General features: G+C 54.0%; 15 protein-coding genes. 6 read left to right on the top strand and 9 right to left on the bottom strand.

Annotated elements, in window-relative coordinates; genetic code table 11:
- The first annotated feature begins 12 nt into the window (after positions 1-12).
- Positions 13-780 (top strand): DedA family protein, encoded by a 768-nt coding sequence (locus tag MUU46_RS08390; RefSeq protein ID WP_159761003.1) that lies wholly within the window; start codon positions 13-15, stop codon positions 778-780.
- Here MUU46_RS08390 and thiQ read toward each other — a convergent pair.
- The 4 genes from thiQ to sgrR all read right to left on the bottom strand — a co-directional run bounded on the left by thiQ (position 758) and on the right by sgrR (position 5,974).
- Positions 758-1,468: a thiamine ABC transporter ATP-binding protein ThiQ gene (gene thiQ, locus MUU46_RS08385; protein WP_258965289.1), complete on the bottom strand. Its 711-nt coding sequence runs from the start codon at positions 1,466-1,468 to the stop codon at positions 758-760. The genes MUU46_RS08390 and thiQ overlap by 23 nt on opposite strands.
- The gene (gene thiP, locus MUU46_RS08380) at positions 1,452-3,062 is read right to left on the bottom strand and encodes a thiamine/thiamine pyrophosphate ABC transporter permease ThiP (RefSeq protein ID WP_159761007.1); all 1,611 of its coding nucleotides are present in this window, start codon (positions 3,060-3,062) and stop codon (positions 1,452-1,454) included. Before thiP ends, thiQ begins: the two co-directional genes overlap by 17 nt.
- Positions 3,038-4,021, bottom strand: coding sequence for a thiamine ABC transporter substrate binding subunit (thiB, locus tag MUU46_RS08375; protein ID WP_159761009.1), 984 nt, complete (start codon positions 4,019-4,021; stop codon positions 3,038-3,040). The genes thiP and thiB overlap by 25 nt, the downstream gene beginning before the upstream one ends.
- 294 nt (positions 4,022-4,315) lie before the next feature.
- Positions 4,316-5,974 carry an HTH-type transcriptional regulator SgrR gene (sgrR, locus tag MUU46_RS08370; protein ID WP_159761011.1) on the bottom strand — a complete coding sequence of 553 codons (1,659 nt, stop codon included), beginning with the start codon at positions 5,972-5,974 and terminating at the stop codon, positions 4,316-4,318.
- Positions 5,975-6,061: 87 nt separating this feature from the next.
- Here sgrR and sgrT point away from each other — a divergent pair, with 87 nt between their 5' ends.
- Both sgrT and MUU46_RS08360 read left to right on the top strand, forming a co-directional pair.
- On the top strand, positions 6,062-6,226 hold the full coding sequence (sgrT, locus tag MUU46_RS08365) for a glucose uptake inhibitor SgrT (RefSeq protein WP_258965288.1): 165 nt from the start codon (positions 6,062-6,064) through the stop codon (positions 6,224-6,226).
- Between the two features lie 105 nt (positions 6,227-6,331).
- On the top strand, positions 6,332-7,510 hold the full coding sequence (locus MUU46_RS08360; RefSeq protein ID WP_258965287.1) for a sugar efflux transporter: 1,179 nt from the start codon (positions 6,332-6,334) through the stop codon (positions 7,508-7,510).
- Positions 7,511-7,555: 45 nt separating this feature from the next.
- On the opposite strand, the gene leuD is transcribed toward MUU46_RS08360, so the two are convergent.
- The 5 genes from leuD to leuL all read right to left on the bottom strand — a co-directional run bounded on the left by leuD (position 7,556) and on the right by leuL (position 12,416).
- Positions 7,556-8,161 carry a 3-isopropylmalate dehydratase small subunit gene (gene leuD / locus MUU46_RS08355; protein ID WP_159761017.1) on the bottom strand — a complete coding sequence of 202 codons (606 nt, stop codon included), beginning with the start codon at positions 8,159-8,161 and terminating at the stop codon, positions 7,556-7,558.
- 10 nt (positions 8,162-8,171) lie between these two features.
- Positions 8,172-9,572 carry a 3-isopropylmalate dehydratase large subunit gene (gene leuC, locus MUU46_RS08350; RefSeq protein WP_258965286.1) on the bottom strand — a complete coding sequence of 467 codons (1,401 nt, stop codon included), beginning with the start codon at positions 9,570-9,572 and terminating at the stop codon, positions 8,172-8,174.
- A gap of 2 nt (positions 9,573-9,574) precedes the next feature.
- The gene (leuB, locus tag MUU46_RS08345; protein ID WP_159761021.1) at positions 9,575-10,666 is read right to left on the bottom strand and encodes a 3-isopropylmalate dehydrogenase; all 1,092 of its coding nucleotides are present in this window, start codon (positions 10,664-10,666) and stop codon (positions 9,575-9,577) included.
- Complete coding sequence (gene leuA / locus MUU46_RS08340) at positions 10,666-12,237, bottom strand: 2-isopropylmalate synthase (RefSeq protein ID WP_110510753.1); 1,572 nt, start codon at positions 12,235-12,237, stop codon at positions 10,666-10,668. Before leuA ends, leuB begins: the two co-directional genes overlap by 1 nt.
- Before the next feature lie 92 nt (positions 12,238-12,329).
- Positions 12,330-12,416: a leu operon leader peptide gene (leuL, locus tag MUU46_RS22970; protein ID WP_374685000.1), complete on the bottom strand. Its 87-nt coding sequence runs from the start codon at positions 12,414-12,416 to the stop codon at positions 12,330-12,332.
- A gap of 630 nt (positions 12,417-13,046) precedes the next feature.
- Between leuL and leuO the strand changes: the two genes are divergently transcribed.
- The 3 genes from leuO to ilvN all read left to right on the top strand — a co-directional run bounded on the left by leuO (position 13,047) and on the right by ilvN (position 16,616).
- Entirely contained in the window at positions 13,047-13,997 is a 951-nt protein-coding gene (leuO, locus tag MUU46_RS08335; RefSeq protein WP_185153781.1) for a transcriptional regulator LeuO, read from the top strand.
- A 400-nt stretch (positions 13,998-14,397) separates the two neighbouring features.
- Positions 14,398-16,122 (top strand): acetolactate synthase 3 large subunit, encoded by a 1,725-nt coding sequence (gene ilvI / locus MUU46_RS08330; protein ID WP_159761027.1) that lies wholly within the window; start codon positions 14,398-14,400, stop codon positions 16,120-16,122.
- 2 nt (positions 16,123-16,124) lie between these two features.
- On the top strand, positions 16,125-16,616 hold the full coding sequence (gene ilvN, locus MUU46_RS08325) for an acetolactate synthase small subunit (protein ID WP_159761039.1): 492 nt from the start codon (positions 16,125-16,127) through the stop codon (positions 16,614-16,616).
- Positions 16,617-16,701 lie beyond the last annotated feature (85 nt).

The following is a 16,701-nucleotide window of genomic DNA, read 5'->3' as shown; positions in this document are numbered from 1 at the left end:
ACCGGGTACCCTATGCAAGCATTGCTGGAACATTTCATAACGCAGTCGGTGATGTATTCATTGATTGCGGTCGCGATGGTCGCATTTCTCGAGTCGCTGGCGCTGGTTGGGCTGATTCTGCCTGGTACCATTATGATGTCGGCGCTGGGAGCACTCATCGGCAGCGGAGAAGTGAATTTTTGGCAGGCGTGGTTGGCGGGAATTATCGGCTGCCTGCTCGGGGACTGGCTCTCTTTCTGGCTCGGCTGGCGTTTTAAAAAGCCGCTGCATCGCTGGTCGTTCATGAAAAAGAACAAAGCGCTGCTGGATAAAACCGAGCACGCGCTGCATCAGCACAGCATGATTACCATTCTGATTGGTCGCTTTATTGGCCCGACTCGCCCGCTGGTGCCGATGGTTGCCGGGATGCTTGACCTGCCCGTATCCAAATTTATTATTCCTAATATCATTGGCTGTTTGTTCTGGCCGCCGGTCTATTTTCTGCCGGGCATTCTTGCCGGAGCGGCGATCGACATTCCTGCGGATGCACAGAGCGGGAGCTTCAAGTGGTTGTTGTTACTGGCAGCAGGTTTGCTGTGGCTGGCGGCGTGGCTTGGCTGGCGTTTGTGGCGCACAGGTAAATCAGGCAGCGATCGCCTGACGCGCTTTTTGCCGCGCGGCAGGCTGTTATGGCTGACGCCAGTGATGTCGGTTTTGACTCTGGTATCGCTGTATGTTGTGTGCAAACACCCACTGATGCCGGTATATCTCGATATTCTCAGGAAGGTTGTGAGCCGCTAATTCCCAGCAGATGCGATGCGCTGGCTTTGCCGCTGAGCAATTCTTCAGTGGCACCGTCCCAGGCAATGCGCCCCTCGGCTACCACCAGCGAACGCGGGGCAATGCTAAGCGCATCCTCCACGCTGTGTGACACCATTAACAGCGTCAACTGTTGGCGGCGGCAAACGTCGCTGACTAACTGCAGCATCTCCTGTCGCAGCGCCGGGTCAAGTGCTGAAAATGGTTCATCCAGCAACAAAACCGGCTGCTCGCGCACCAGACAACGGGCCAGCGCCGCACGTTGACGTTGACCGCCCGACAACTCGCCCGGCACTCTTTCCAGCAGCGATTCAATCCCCATCTGACTGGCGATCACATCCAGCTTATGCTGCTGCACGGCGTTCAGTTTCAGCCCCGGATGCATGCCAAGGCCGATGTTTTGCCGCACCGTCAGGTGGCTAAAAAGATTGTTCTCCTGAAACAGCATCGACACCGGACGTTTGGCGGGCGGCGTGTCGGTATGCGGCTGATTTTCGATAAAAATCGTCCCGCTAGAGGGAGTGATAAAACCAGCAATCAGGTTCAGTAGCGTGCTCTTACCCGCGCCGCTGGGGCCGAGCACCGCGATGTGCTCGCCCTGTTTGACGGTGAGGGTAAAGCGCATCGGCAGATGCTCGTAAAGCCAGGTGACATCATTCAGTTTTAGCATCACGACCCGGAAGTTTTTCAATAACGGTGAATAACAGGAAACACAGCAGCAGCAGGATAAAGGCGGTCACGGCTCCGTCCTGGCTGCGGTAGGCGCCAATCTGCTGATAAAGATAGAACGGCAGGGTGCGGAAATCCTCGTTGCCAAACAGCGCCACTACGCCAAAATCGCCAATCGACAGCACGCAGGCAAACGCCAGCGCTTGTGCCAGCGGCCGCTTCAGCGCGCGCAGCTCTACCACCTGAAAACGGGTAAAACCCTGCATACCGAGCGACTGGCACAGAAGACTATAGCGAGCGGTTGCATCGCGCATCGGGTTTTCTAGCACCTTTAACGCGTACGGGATGGCCATCAGCGCGTTGGTGAAAATCACAATCCCGTCGGCGGAGCCTGGCAAGCCCACGCTGTTGTTGAGCAGCAAAAAGAAGCCTGTCGCCAGCACGATACCCGGCATGGCGAGGATTAGCATTCCGCTTAGTTCCAGCGCCTGCCCAGCCAGATTTCGCTTTCTGGCGTACAGTTCGCGACTACTCCACAGCAGCATCAAGGTCAGCGTAATAGATAAAAAACCTGCTGCCACCGCGATGCGTAGTGACGTCCACACCGCCTGCCAGAGTACCGGCTGCGCCAGCACCTGCGGCAGACTGCGGTTCAGGCCATCGGCAATCACCGCCATCAGCGGCGGCAAAAGCAGCAGCAGGGCGAGGGCGATCAGGGTGACATCAATAACGCGGCTGTGCAGCCTGTCGTCCGGATCGCGCCAGCCCACATGCTGAGTGTTCCCCGGCATCAGCGATTTGCTCAGACGTTGGCTGATGAGCATTAACCCCAGACAGCACAGCATCTGGACGATCGCCAGCATCGCCGCGCGGCCCGGGTCATAATCAAAATTGAGCGCCTGATAGATGGCAAGCTCAATGGTGGTGGCCTGCGGACCGCCGCCGAGCGACAGCACGGTAGCGAAACTCGCGAAGCACAGCATGAAAATAAGTGCGGCAATCGCCGGAATTTGTCGCCGCATCCACGGCCATTCGATGAAGCGGAAAAAGGTGAAGCCGCGCATCCCTAGCTGCGCCGCCAGCTGGCGCTGCTCGCCGGGAATTTGCTCCAGCGCCTGCAGCAGCAAACGCGTCGCCATCGGCATATTAAAGAACACATGCGCCAGCAGAATGCCCTGCAAACCGTAAGGCGAGAATGTCCATTCCCAACCGAATAAGTGCCACAACTGGGCCAGCCAGCCCTGTCGTCCGTAAACGCTAAGAATGCCAAACACCGCCACCAATACCGGCAGAATTAAGGTCATCGCGCACAAGCGAAGCAGGATTTGACGGCCCGGGAATCGGCGTCGGTATAGCGATCGGGCGAGGAAAATGGCCGGAATAACCGACAGCGTGGCGGAGAGAAACGCCTGCCAGAAGGAGAACCTGACCACGTGCCACAAATAGCTGTCGTGCAGAAAACGGCTCCAGCTTGCCGCCGGAGCGTTAAACCACAAGGCCAGAAATGCGGCTAGCGCGACGGCCACCATTAAGGCCGCAACCGTCACGCCTGGCACTAGCCAGCCGGCGATTACTGGCTGACGGCGCGTTGCCATGTGGCAATCCAATTTTGGCGTTCAGAGGCGACCTGCTGCGGTGTGTATTCCAACGTGGTTTTTGGTTTCACCAGGCCGTTAAAGGCTTCTGGCAGCGTGACCTGAGTGACCGGATACATCCAGTTACCGGTAGGGATCGCCTTCTGGAATGCTGGGCTGACCATGAATTTCAGGAATTTTTCGGCCAGCTCAGGCTGTTTGCCTGACGCGGTACGCGCGGCGACTTCCACTTGCAAGTAATGGCCTTCGGCAAAATCGGCGGCGGCGTAGTTATCTTTTTTCTCTTCGATAATGTGATACGCCGGAGAAGTGGTGTAGCTCAGTACCAGATCGCTTTCGCCTTTCAGGAACAGGCCGTAAGCCTCGCTCCAGCCTTTGGTGACGGTGACGGTTTTGGCGGCCAGTTTCTGCCACGCTTCAGGGGCTTTGTCGCCGTACACTTTTTGCATCCACAGCAGCAGACCCAGACCTGGCGTACTGGTGCGAGGATCTTCATAGATAACGCGCCATTTCTGCGGGCTTTCGACCAGATCTTTCAGGCTCTTCGGTGGGTTCTTCAGCTTGTTCTTGTCATAGACAAACGCAAAGTAGCCGTAGTCGAACGGGACGAAGGTGTCATTTTTCCATCCGCCCGGCACGTTAACGCCGGTGGTCGGCACGCCGCTTTTGGCGAACAACCCGGTTTGCGTGGCGGCGTCGAGCAGATTGTTGTCGAGCCCCAGAACCACGTCGGCTTTGCTGTTTTTGCCTTCCATGCGCAGACGATTGAGCAGCGACACGCCGTCTTCCAGCGCCACGTATTTAAGCTCGCAGTTGCAGTCGGCTTCAAAGGCTTTTTTCACCGCAGGCCCTGGACCCCAGTCGGCAGAGAAAGAATCATAGGTATACACGGTGAGAACAGGTTTCGCGAAAACGGGCACGCTAGCCAGGACGAGTAACGGCAGGAATTTTTTAAGCACTTTGCACCTCAAATTAAGGGGTGGCAAAGGATTTTGAGTGAGCCCCAAATCCCTTCGCCGGCGTTATCCGGATCAGGTTCGACGGGTATTATCTCAGCCCATACACGTCATCCTTCAAGCTGCCTCTGTGTTGGCTACGCTCGCTCACACCAGTCACATAGTTTTCTATGCTCCTGGCGATTCACTCGCTTGCCGCCTTGATGCATCTCGAATGATTGTGTGTATGTTAATTAGCACCCCGTTGAGAACGCCGCTATTGTAATGAGTTTGTGACTTTTCAGGAAGCGTTACGGGCTATTCGGGGTCAGGCGGTGCAAACCACGCCGATTTAAAGTCAAACCAGCCCAGCGTGTTCATGCGCAGGCCGCGCATACTTCGCTGTCCTTGAATGCGCAGCCAGTGGTGAATCAGCGGCACCACCGAACGTTGGGCTATCAGCTGTTGTGACCAGTTGGCCAGATTTATCTCTCCGGACTGCCAGTCGGCGGCGGCTTGCTGCCAGTCCAGCGGAATACAGTGCTGAATTAGCGGCACTTCAAACAGATGGGCAAACAGCGAGAAATCCAGCGGCAGCGTGAAGTTGGCGCTGTTTAGCCACATGTCGCTGTGAATTTCGCCGAGATGCCATTCGTCGTAGTCGATCTCCCGGATCTCCAGCGTCACCTGATGCTCGGCGAGCAGGCGGCTCATGATCAGCGCAATGTTTTTGTGTTCCAGATGTTCCCGATAATAAGTCAGCGTCAGCGTTTCCAGCCCGGCGGGTTTGTCGCCCTTACCCGGACGTGCATGGTGCCAGCGCGGCAACAGGCCATAAGCCGGGAACCAATCGCCCTGATACTGCTCGTCGGCGTGGTACAGGAGATTGGCAGGAGAGAGAATTTGGCTGACCCAGCGGCGAACGTCTTCAGACACCCCTTTCTGGCTGCGGGCATCAAACAGCAGGTAATAGCAGCCTTCTTCCAGGCGGCTTTCCACCGCTTTTTCGCCTTCGGTCGAGCCTTCCAGCGTCAGGCCGCAGGTTACTTCGTCCCCAATTTCCGGCAGTACCCACACATTTACTTCATCAATCAGCGCGCGATAGCCGAAGAAGTCGTCGAAGGCGTGGATTTTGAGTTGGTTCTGGTTATTGCGCGAGACGGCATAAGGCCCGGTGCCTACCGGCATGCTGGAAAAGTTGTTCATGGTTTCCCATTCGCGCGGCAGGATCATCGCCGGGATATGCCCCAGCAGCCACGGGAGCCAAAGATCCGGGCGAGAAAGGTGAATATCCAGTGTCCATGTGGTAGGTGATTCGATGCGGGTAATGTGGGCGTACAGTGGCAGAATATTGATTCGCTGTAAGGAGTGAACCACATCCTCCATCTCCAGCTCACGACCGTGATGAAAATGAATGCCTGGACGAAGATAAAAACGCCAGTGCAAAGGGGAAATTTGCTGCCAGTGATGCGCAATATCCGCTTCCAGTTCCCCATTTTCCTCATTTATACGGGTCAATGCGCTGAAAATCTGCCGCGCAATGTGAGTTTCCGAGCGTCGTAAAGGTGTGCCGGGCAGTAAGTTACGCATCGGGCGGTAGTAAAGCACCCGCATGATATGTCGCCCCTGGCGGAAACTGCGGCCCAGATGTGAAACCAGCATTTGGCGCACGGTGGCTTTATCGCCCACCAGTTGTACCAGTTGATCGATTCTGTCCTGCTCAAGTAAGTCCTCCGCACGCTGCTGTTGGAGCGCCAGCCCGGTATAGAGAAACGTCAGGTGGGACCGCTTGCCACGCCCGGCTTCCGCCTGCCACGTCAGCCAACCGCGATCTTCCATGGTGTTCAACAAAGTCCGCATATGGCGGCGCGAACAGCTGAGCAATTCGGCCAGCTCGTTGAGCGTGGTGTCCTGGGATTTTCCGTCACAGCATTGCCATAAACGGATGAACTGTTGTTGCAAACGACCAGAGGACATAAAAGGGGAACTCCTGACGAAAACCCAGCAATTTATTTATCCTCATATTAAGCCAATAATCACTCCCGATGAAGTGAGGAGATGAATATGAAGAAGCTAACTGCTTGTGAGTTTTATCAACAGTACTTTTCAGCGACGCAGGGAGCGTCATGGCTGGCCCGCCGGGTTGCAGGAACGCGCCTGAAAATGCTGGAAGATTTGATGCAGTGGGAAGTTACATGCCCGGCTTCGGAATTCATTGACTTGACTTGATCATGTGTGACTGAGTATTGGTATCAGGCGATAGCCTTGAAAGACCCGCCAGCAGAATGCTTCTGCTGGCTTTTTTCGTTTCTCTTTTGCGATTAAGGATGAATCATGCTTTGGCTGATGACGATGGCACGACGACTGAACGGGGTGTACGCCGCGTTTATGCTGGTGGCATTTATGATGGGGATTGCGGGCGCATTACAGATGCCGACGTTAAGCCTTTTTCTCAGTCGCGAAGTAGGTGCGCAGCCATTCTGGATTGGCCTGTTTTATACCGCCAACGCCATCGTCGGGATCGTCGTGAGTCTGGGGCTGGCGAAGCGCTCTGACAACCAGGGCGATCGCCGGAAGTTGATACTGTTCTGCTGTCTGATGGCGGTGGGCAATGCGCTGCTGTTTGCTTTTAATCGTCATTATCTGACGCTTGTCACTTGCGGTGTGCTGCTTGCGTCGCTGGCGAATACCGCCATGCCTCAGTTGTTTGCGCTTGCGCGTGAATACGCTGACAGTTCGGCACGCGAAGTTGTGATGTTCAGTTCGGTGATGCGTGCGCAGCTTTCGCTGGCGTGGGTGATTGGCCCGCCGCTGGCCTTTATGCTGGCGCTCAATTACGGCTTCACCGTGATGTTTTCCATTGCCGCCGGAATTTTTGTCCTGAGTCTGGTACTGATCGCGTTTGCGCTGCCCTCGGTGGCACGCGTTGAACAGTCCGCAGCGGTGGCATTGACCGAGGTCAGCGGCTGGGGCGATAAAAACGTGCGTATGCTGTTTGTGGCCTCCACGCTGATGTGGGCCTGCAACACTATGTACATCATTGATATGCCGCTGTGGATCAGCAGCGATTTAGGTCTGCCAGATAAGCTTGCGGGTTTTTTGATGGGCACCGCTGCGGCACTTGAGATCCCAGCGATGATCCTTGCGGGCTATTACGTTAAACGCTTTGGTAAACGTCGGATGATGGTGACCGCAGTGGCGGCGGGCGTGCTGTTTTATATCGGACTTATTCTGTTCCACAGCCGCGAGGCATTGTTGATATTACAGCTGTTTAACGCGGTGTTCATTGGGATAATTGCCGGGATAGGCATGCTTTGGTTCCAGGATTTGATGCCGGGCAGGGCGGGTTCGGCCACGACGCTTTTCACCAACAGCATTTCTACCGGGGTCATCCTCGCGGGGGTGATTCAGGGCGCGGTGTCGCAAAGCTTTGGACATCAGTACGTATATTGGGTGATTGCGGCAGTTTCGGTGGTGACGCTGGCGCTGACGTGTCGGGTGAAGGATGTGTAGTGTGAGAATTGCCCGGCAGGCGGCACAACGCCGCCGGGCACTACATCACGCCATAAACGCAGGCTGTTTGTTTTCGTACTCTGAAATGGATGCTTCATGCTGGAGCGTCAGTCCGATGCTGTCCAGACCGTTCAGCATACAGTGGCGACGGAAGGCGTCGAGGGTAAAGCTGTAGGTTTTATCTCCCGCTTTTACCTCCAGTGCTTTCAGATCGACTTCAAACGTCATGCCCGGATTTGCCTGGACCTGCTTAAACAAATCATCGACCTGCTCATCGCTCAGGGTCACCGGCAGCAGCTGATTGTTAAAGCTGTTGCCGTAGAAAATGTCGGCAAAGCTTGGGGCAATCACCACTTTGAAACCGTAGTCGGTCAACGCCCACGGCGCGTGTTCACGCGATGAGCCGCAACCGAAGTTTTCACGAGCCAGCAGGATTGATGCACCTTTAAATTCCGGGAAGTTCAGTACGAACTCCGGGTTTGGCTGCTCGCCTTTGTCATCGAGGAAACGCCAGTCGTTAAACAGATGTGCGCCAAAACCGGTGCGGGTGACTTTCTGCAAAAACTGCTTCGGGATGATCGCATCGGTATCCACATTAGCCGCATCCAAAGGGACAACCAGGCCGGTGTGTTGGGTAAATTTCTCTGCCATGATGGTGTCCTTATTTCATGCTACGAATGTCGGCGAAATGGCCGGTAACGGCAGCCGCTGCGGCCATTGCCGGGCTAACCAGATGCGTGCGTCCACCGCGGCCCTGACGGCCTTCGAAGTTGCGGTTGCTGGTCGATGCGCAGCGCTCGCCTGGCTCCAGGCGGTCGTTGTTCATTGCCAGGCACATAGAGCAGCCCGGTAAACGCCATTCAAAACCGGCTTCGATGAAAATCTTATCCAGACCTTCCGCTTCTGCCTGCGCTTTCACAGGGCCAGAGCCAGGAACAACCAGCGCCTGTACGCCAGGGGCAACTTTGCGACCTTTGGCAATTTCTGCCGCGGCGCGCAAATCTTCGATACGAGAGTTGGTGCAGGAGCCGATAAAGACTTTGTCGATAGCGACGTCGGTCAGTGGCACACCCGGTTTCAGGCCCATATACGCCAGTGCTTTTTCGGCGCTGGCACGCTCAACGGGATCGGTGAATGACGCTGGATCAGGAATATTATCGCTAACAGAAATCACCTGACCCGGGTTGGTGCCCCAGGTGACTTGCGGTGCAATCTCTTCTGCTTGCAAGGTGACGACAGTATCGAAGGATGCGCCTTCGTCAGTATTCAGGGTTTTCCAGTAGGCGACGGCGTCTTCAAAATTCTGTTCTTTCGGCGCGTGCAGACGGCCTTTAACGTAGTTAAAGGTGGTGTCATCCGGCGCGACCAGGCCCGCTTTGGCCCCCATTTCAATCGCCATGTTGCACAGGGTCATGCGGCCTTCCATGGTCAACGCCTGAATGGCGTCGCCGCAGAATTCCACCACGTGACCAGTACCGCCCGCGCTGCCGGTTTTACCGATAATCGCCAGCACAATGTCTTTGGCGGTGATGCCCGGAGCGGCTTTACCTTTGACTTCGATTTTCATGGTTTTCGCGCGGCCCTGTTTCAGGGTCTGCGTCGCCAGAACGTGTTCAACTTCTGAGGTGCCGATCCCGAATGCCAGTGCGCCAAATGCGCCGTGGGTCGCGGTATGGGAATCGCCACATACGATGGTCATGCCCGGCAGGGTGATACCTTGTTCCGGCCCCATCACGTGAACGATGCCCTGATACGGGTGGTTCAGGTCGTACAACTCAACGCCGAACTCATTACAGTTTTTGATGAGCTCCTGCATCTGGATGCGGGCCATTTCGCCGGACGCGTTGATGTCTTTGGTCTGGGTCGATACGTTGTGATCCATGGTCGCGAAGGTTTTGCCAGGCTGACGCACTGGACGATGGTGCGCGCGCAGGCCATCAAACGCTTGCGGGGACGTCACTTCGTGGACCAGATGACGGTCGATGTACAGCAGCGGGGTTTCGTTTGGTGCTTCGTACACGATGTGCGCATCAAACAGTTTTTCATATAACGTCTTCGCCATGATCACACCCCTTCAGCTACATAGCGGGCAATGATGTCGCCCATTTCTTCGGTACTGACGGCCGCGTTGCCGCGCGCCAAATCGCCGGTACGCACGCCTTGCTCTAACGCGCGGTTGATAGCACTTTCGATAGCGTTAGCCGCATCGTTTGCATCCAGGCTGTAGCGCAACAGCAGCGCGAGGGACAGGATTTGCGCAATTGGATTCGCGATGTTTTTACCCGCGATATCCGGCGCTGAGCCGCCCGCAGGTTCATACAGACCAAAATCTTGTTCGTTGAGGCTGGCAGACGGCAACATGCCCATCGAACCGGTGATCATCGCGCATTCGTCAGACAGAATATCGCCGAACAGGTTGGAGCACAGCAGGACGTCGAACTGAGACGGGTCCTTAATCAGCTGCATGGTGGCGTTATCGATGTACATATGCGCCAGCTCAACGTCTGGGTACTCTTTGGCAATTTCGTTAACGATTTCGCGCCATAAAATAGAAGACTGAAGTACGTTCGCTTTATCAATCGAGGTCACTTTGTGACGACGTTTGCGGGCAGATTCAAACGCGATGCGAGCGATACGTTCAATCTCAAAGCGGTGATACACCTCGGTGTCGAACGCTTTCTCATGCGGGCCGCTGCCTTCGCGACCTTTCGGTTGACCGAAATAGATACCGCCGGTCAGCTCACGCACGCACAGAATGTCGAAGCCGTTAGCGGCGATGTCTGCACGCAGTGGGCAAAATTCTTCCAGGCCCTGATACAGCTTGGCTGGGCGCAGGTTAGAGAACAGCTTAAAGTGCTTGCGCAATGGCAGCAGCGCGCCGCGCTCTGGCTGCTCTGCCGGTGGCAGGTGTTCCCATTTCGGGCCACCTACAGAACCGAACAGAATGGCATCAGCCTGTTCGCAGCCTTCAACGGTGGCCTGCGGCAGCGGTTTACCGTGCTTGTCAATGGCGATCCCGCCGACATCATAGTGGCTGGTGGTAATGCGCATTTCAAAACGCTGCCGAACGGCTTCCAGTACTTTCAGGGCTTGCGCCATCACTTCCGGGCCAATACCGTCACCCGGCAAAACAGCAATATGGTAATTCTTCGACATTACACGGTTTCCTTTTTGTTCTCGTTATTCTGCGCTTTGCGCTGCAACTCTTTTTCGACTTCATTGGCACGCCAGATGCTGTTCAGCACGTGAACCATGGCTTTGGCGGAGGATTCAACGATATCCGTTGCCAGGCCGACACCGTGGAAACGGCGGCCGTTATAGTTAGCAACGATATCCACCTGACCCAGCGCATCTTTGCCGTGACCTTTGGCAGTCAGACCGTATTTGACCAGCTCGATGTCAAACTGGGTGAGGCGGTTGATGGCCTGATAAACCGCATCGACCGGGCCGTTTCCGTTCGCCGCTTCGGCTTTAACTTCATCGCCGCAGGCCAGTTTGACTGAGGCGGTGGCGATGTCGTTGGAGCCAGACTGCACGCTGAAATAGTCCAGACGGAAATGCTCGGGCTCTTCCTGCTGCTTATTAATGAAGGCCAGCGCTTCCAGGTCGTAATCGAAAACCTGCCCTTTTTTGTCGGCCAGTTTCAGGAATGCGTCGTACAAATTGTCCAGGCTGTAATCGGACTCTTTGTAGCCCATTTCGTCCATGCGGTGTTTCACTGCCGCGCGGCCAGAGCGTGAGGTCAGGTTCAGCTGTACCTGATTCAGACCGATGGACTCCGGGGTCATGATTTCGTAGTTTTCACGATTTTTCAGCACGCCGTCCTGGTGGATGCCGGAGGAGTGGGCGAAGGCACCAGTACCGACAATCGCTTTGTTCGCCGGAATGGGCATGTTGCAAATCTGGCTGACAGTCTGGCTGGTACGCCAGATTTCGTTGTGATTGATTCGGGTCTGCACATTCATGATGTCTTTGCGGACCTTGATAGCCATGATGACTTCTTCCAACGAGCAGTTGCCTGCGCGTTCGCCGATGCCGTTCATTGCGCCTTCAACCTGGCGAGCACCGGCGTGAACCGCGGCGATGGCGTTGCCAACCGCCAGGCCCAGATCGTCATGGGTGTGGACGGAGATAATGGCTTTATCAATGTTCGGCACGCGTTCGTACAGGCCGGTAATGATGTTGGCAAACTCGAACGGCATGGTGTAGCCGACGGTGTCCGGGATGTTGATGGTGCGTGCCCCGGCGTTAATCGCGGCTTCTACGACGCGGGACAAGTCTTCAATCGGTGTACGGCCAGCATCTTCACATGAGAACTCAACGTCGTCGGTGTAGTTGCGAGCGCGTTTAATCATGTAAATGGAGCGTTCGATGACTTCATCCAGCGTGCTGCGCAGTTTGGTGGCGATGTGCATCGGTGAGGTGGCAATAAAAGTATGAATTCGGAACGCTTCCGCGACTTTCAGGGACTCAGCCGCCACATCGATGTCTTTCTCGACGCAGCGAGCTAAGCCGCACACGCGGCTGTTTTTGATGTTGCGCGCGATAGTCTGTACAGATTCGAAGTCGCCCGGGGAAGACACTGGGAAACCGACTTCCATTACGTCTACACCCATGCGCTCAAGGGCCAGAGCGATTTGCAGTTTCTCTTTTACGCTCAGGCTTGCCTGTAACGCTTGTTCACCGTCACGTAAGGTAGTATCGAAGATAACGACTTGTTGGCTCATGTTTTAGGTCCTTGTCAGTCTTTGGTCGCCTTGCTACGAGCATAAAAAAACCCGCGCTAAGGCGCGGGTTTTTAGTCTTACTGGGAGATGACTTAACGCAAAACGTCGTCCACCAGTCTACCGCGCAGAGTGATTGCGTTTAGTAGTAGTAGACCGGTGAAACGAGAGGTGCGAATCATTGCGTCATGCTCCAGATGAATGCGTTATGCTTTTAGTGGTACTGGATACGCAGATTGATGTCAACCTTTTCTGAGGCGACAGAGGGGATAAGTGACCGGGGAAAGAGAAAGTTCTTTAGCTAATTGTGCTGGTTATTCTCTTTTTTATCGATGATTATCGTCATATTGTTTCGTGGGTTTAATATGATGAATCATATCAAAATGTTTAATTTCATCTGGAAACGCTTTTGGGTATCCCATTCATCCCTGTAAATTGATGATATTAGGGAGATTAACGGCCGGTGTTTTCTGGATTTAAGAATTTTCACAGTTTGTTGATGAGGATTTGTTAGGTGATCCAGGTTATTTTAAACCACAAATTTAAATTTGCTTAAGTAGTCTTGTCTCAACGTGCTGTTGTCTATTCCCCCCGTTTATGATTAAAATTTGTCTACAAAGCACCGCTTATTGTTTGATGGTTAATTGAACGTAGTTCAGCCGGGTTTGCTCCATGTCTTACTGGCGTAACTTTATAAATTCCTAATTTTGTCCGTATCTCTTTTTCTGAATGTATATGCGTGTTAAATCATATTTTCAGTATTTATTACTGCACCTAAGAAAAGGACGTTAAGTGTGACAGTGGAGTCAAGTATGATCGTTGAAAAAGAAACCCCACCTACTGGTTCTGGTCAGGAGCATGCGCGCCTCCAGCTCCGTTCGGTCGATCTCAATTTATTGACCGTTTTTGATGCGGTCATGCAGGAACAAAATATTACCCGTGCAGCCCATCTTTTGGGAATGTCACAACCGGCTGTCAGTAATGCGGTCTCGCGTCTCAAAGTCATGTTTAATGATGAGCTGTTCGTGCGCTATGGCCGTGGCATCCAGCCTACCGCCCGGGCCTCTCAACTGTTCGGTTCTGTTCGACAAGCATTGCAGTTGGTACAAAACGAGTTGCCAGGTTCAGGGTTCGAACCGATTAGCAGTGAGCGTGTGTTTAATCTCTGCGTGTGCAGCCCACTGGATAATGCGTTGACCTCATTAATTCTTAATAATGTGAATAAGGTCGCACCGAATACGCATTTAGTATTTAAGTCTTGCTTAAATCAAAATACTGAACATCAGTTACGCTACCAGGAACTCGAGTTTGTTATTGGCTATGACGAATTCCGCCGTCCTGAGTTTGCTTGTGTGCCATTATTTCGCGATGAAATGGTGTTAGTAGCGAGTGCGGATCATCCGCGTCTGCTGGGCCCACTAAAAGAAAGTGATATATATCACGAAGAACATGCTGTCGTTTCCCTGGAGCGTTACGCATCATTCAGTCAGCCCTGGTACGATACGGTAGAAAAACAGGCCTGTATCGCTTATCAAGGAATGGCATTAACCAGCGTGCTTAATGTCGTCTCACAGACGGAGCTCGTGGCTATTGCACCACGTTGGTTAGCGGAAGATTTTACGAAGAAATTGAATATTCAAATTCTGCCGCTGCCGATGAAATTAAATAGCCGTACTTGTTTCCTTTCCTGGCATGAAGCGGCGGGCCGTGACAAAGGCCATCAGTGGATGGAAGAGCTGCTTGTCTCAGTTTGTCGCCGTTAATCTCCACGCAACGAATAATCGTACCCATAAACCAGATGTGAAGGCATCTGGTTTATTCTGTTGATGTCGTCAATGTCGGTATATTCCACTGACATCATTTTTTTTTATGGCCTGTCGTAAGGTTAAAAATGCATGATTACCTGCAACGGAGCTATTCCTTCGAGTTTTTTCCATCATCTTTCCTGATTCCTGAAGTATTTCACCATTTAGTGTAAATCCATCTTTCTTTTCTTCTGTATGACCCCGTTCTGCAGGACAGGTGGCTGATTGCCTGCCTGATAGGGAGCGGTTATGTTAAGGAAATGCTGTCATTCTAAAATCAACGGGGCGCGATATAACCCTGTTGTATGACGATGCGGAAATGAGTTCCGCCGTCATCAACTAAGCCTGGAGGCAAACCATGGAGATGTTGTCTGGCGCCGAGATGGTCGTTCGATCGTTAATCGATCAGGGCGTAAAGCAGGTATTCGGCTACCCGGGAGGCGCGGTCCTCGATATTTATGATGCATTGCATACTGTGGGGGGAATCGATCATGTTCTGGTTCGCCACGAGCAGGCCGCGGTGCATATGGCCGATGGACTGGCGCGCGCGACAGGTGAAGTGGGCGTGGTGTTGGTGACGTCCGGTCCTGGTGCGACCAACGCGATTACCGGGATTGCGACCGCCTATATGGACTCGATTCCTTTGGTGATCCTCTCGGGTCAGGTGGCGACCTCGCTGATTGGCTATGATGCGTTCCAGGAATGCGACATGGTGGGCGTGTCACGCCCGGTGGTAAAACACAGCTTCCTGGTGAAGCAAACCGAAGATATACCTGGCGTACTGAAGAAGGCTTTCTGGCTGGCGGCCAGTGGGCGTCCTGGCCCGGTGGTGGTTGATTTGCCGAAAGATATCCTGAGTCCGGCCAACAAACTGCCGTACAGCTGGCCGGATGAAGTCAGCATGCGTTCGTATAATCCAACCACGACCGGACACAAGGGCCAAATTAAGCGCGCGTTACAGACGCTTATCGCTGCCAAAAAACCGGTAGTGTATGTCGGTGGTGGGGCGATTACGTCGTCCAGCGAAGCTGTGCTGCGCACGCTGATTGAAAAACTGAATCTTCCCGTCGCGTCATCGCTGATGGGTTTAGGCGCGTTTCCGGCGACGCATCGCCAGGCGCTCGGCATGCTTGGCATGCACGGCACCTATGAAGCCAACATGACCATGCATAACTCTGACGTGATTTTTGCCGTCGGGGTACGCTTTGACGATCGCACCACCAACAATCTGGCGAAGTACTGCCCGAACGCCACGGTGCTGCACATTGATATCGATCCTACGTCGATTTCTAAAACCGTTTCTGCCGATGTGCCAATTGTCGGCGATGCGCGTCAGGTGCTTGAACAAATGCTGGAGCTGCTGGATCAAGAATCCACCACGCAGCCGCTGGATGATATCCGCGACTGGTGGCAGCAAATCGACCAGTGGCGTGCGCGTCAGTGCCTGAAATACGACACCCAGAGCGAGCACATTAAACCTCAGGCGGTGATTGAAACTATCTGGCGTCTGACGAAGGGCGAAGCCTATGTGACCTCTGACGTGGGTCAGCATCAGATGTTTGCGGCCCTCTATTACCCGTTCGATAAACCGCGACACTGGATAAACTCCGGTGGCCTCGGCACGATGGGCTTCGGCCTGCCTGCTGCGTTAGGCGTTAAAATGGCGCTTCCGGCAGAAACGGTTATCTGCGTGACCGGCGATGGCAGTATCCAGATGAACATCCAGGAGCTGTCGACCGCATTGCAATACGAACTGCCCGTCCTGGTGTTGAACCTCAACAACGGTTATCTCGGCATGGTGAAACAATGGCAGGATATGATTTACTCCGGACGCCATTCGCAGTCCTATATGTCCTCGTTACCAGACTTTGTCCGTCTGGCGGAGGCTTATGGTCACGTGGGTATTCGCGTCAGCGAACCTGCTGAACTGGAAGCCAGCCTGAGCGAAGCGCTGGAGCACGTGCGGAACAATCGCCTGGTATTTGTCGATGTCATCGTTGATGGCAGTGAGCATGTCTATCCTATGCACATCCGTGGCGGCGGTATGGATGAAATGTGGTTGAGCAAAACGGAGAGAACCTGATTATGCGCCGGATATTATCAGTCTTACTGGAGAATGAATCGGGTGCTTTATCGCGCGTGATCGGACTGTTCTCCCAGCGTGGCTACAACATTGAAAGCCTGACCGTGGCGCCGACCGACGATCCGACGCTCTCCCGCATGACGATTCAGACCGTCGGTGATGAAAAAGTTATTGAGCAAATCGAAAAGCAGCTGCACAAGCTGGTGGACGTGCTACGCGTCAGTGAACTCGGCCAGGGCGCGCACGTCGAACGTGAAATTATGTTGGTTAAAGTGCAGGCCAGCGGTTACGGGCGCGAAGAAGTTAAGCGCAATACCGAGATCTTCCGCGGACAGATAATCGACGTCACGCCGTCTATCTACACCGTTCAACTGGCGGGTACGAGTGATAAGCTCGACGCTTTCCTCGCCTCGCTACGTGATGTGGCGCGAATTGTCGAAGTGGCGCGATCGGGCATTGTTGGCCTGTCGCGTGGCGACAAGATAATGAGATAAGTCTGCGTTTCATCCGAAAACTGTAGCCCGACCTTTGATGTCGGGCTTTTTTTTGCGAAATCAGCGGTAAGTGTCAACAAAAGCG

Source organism: Scandinavium tedordense (assembly GCF_024764965.1).
Lineage (GTDB): Bacteria > Pseudomonadota > Gammaproteobacteria > Enterobacterales > Enterobacteriaceae > Scandinavium > Scandinavium tedordense.
This window is presented reverse-complemented; position numbering and strand designations above follow the sequence as displayed.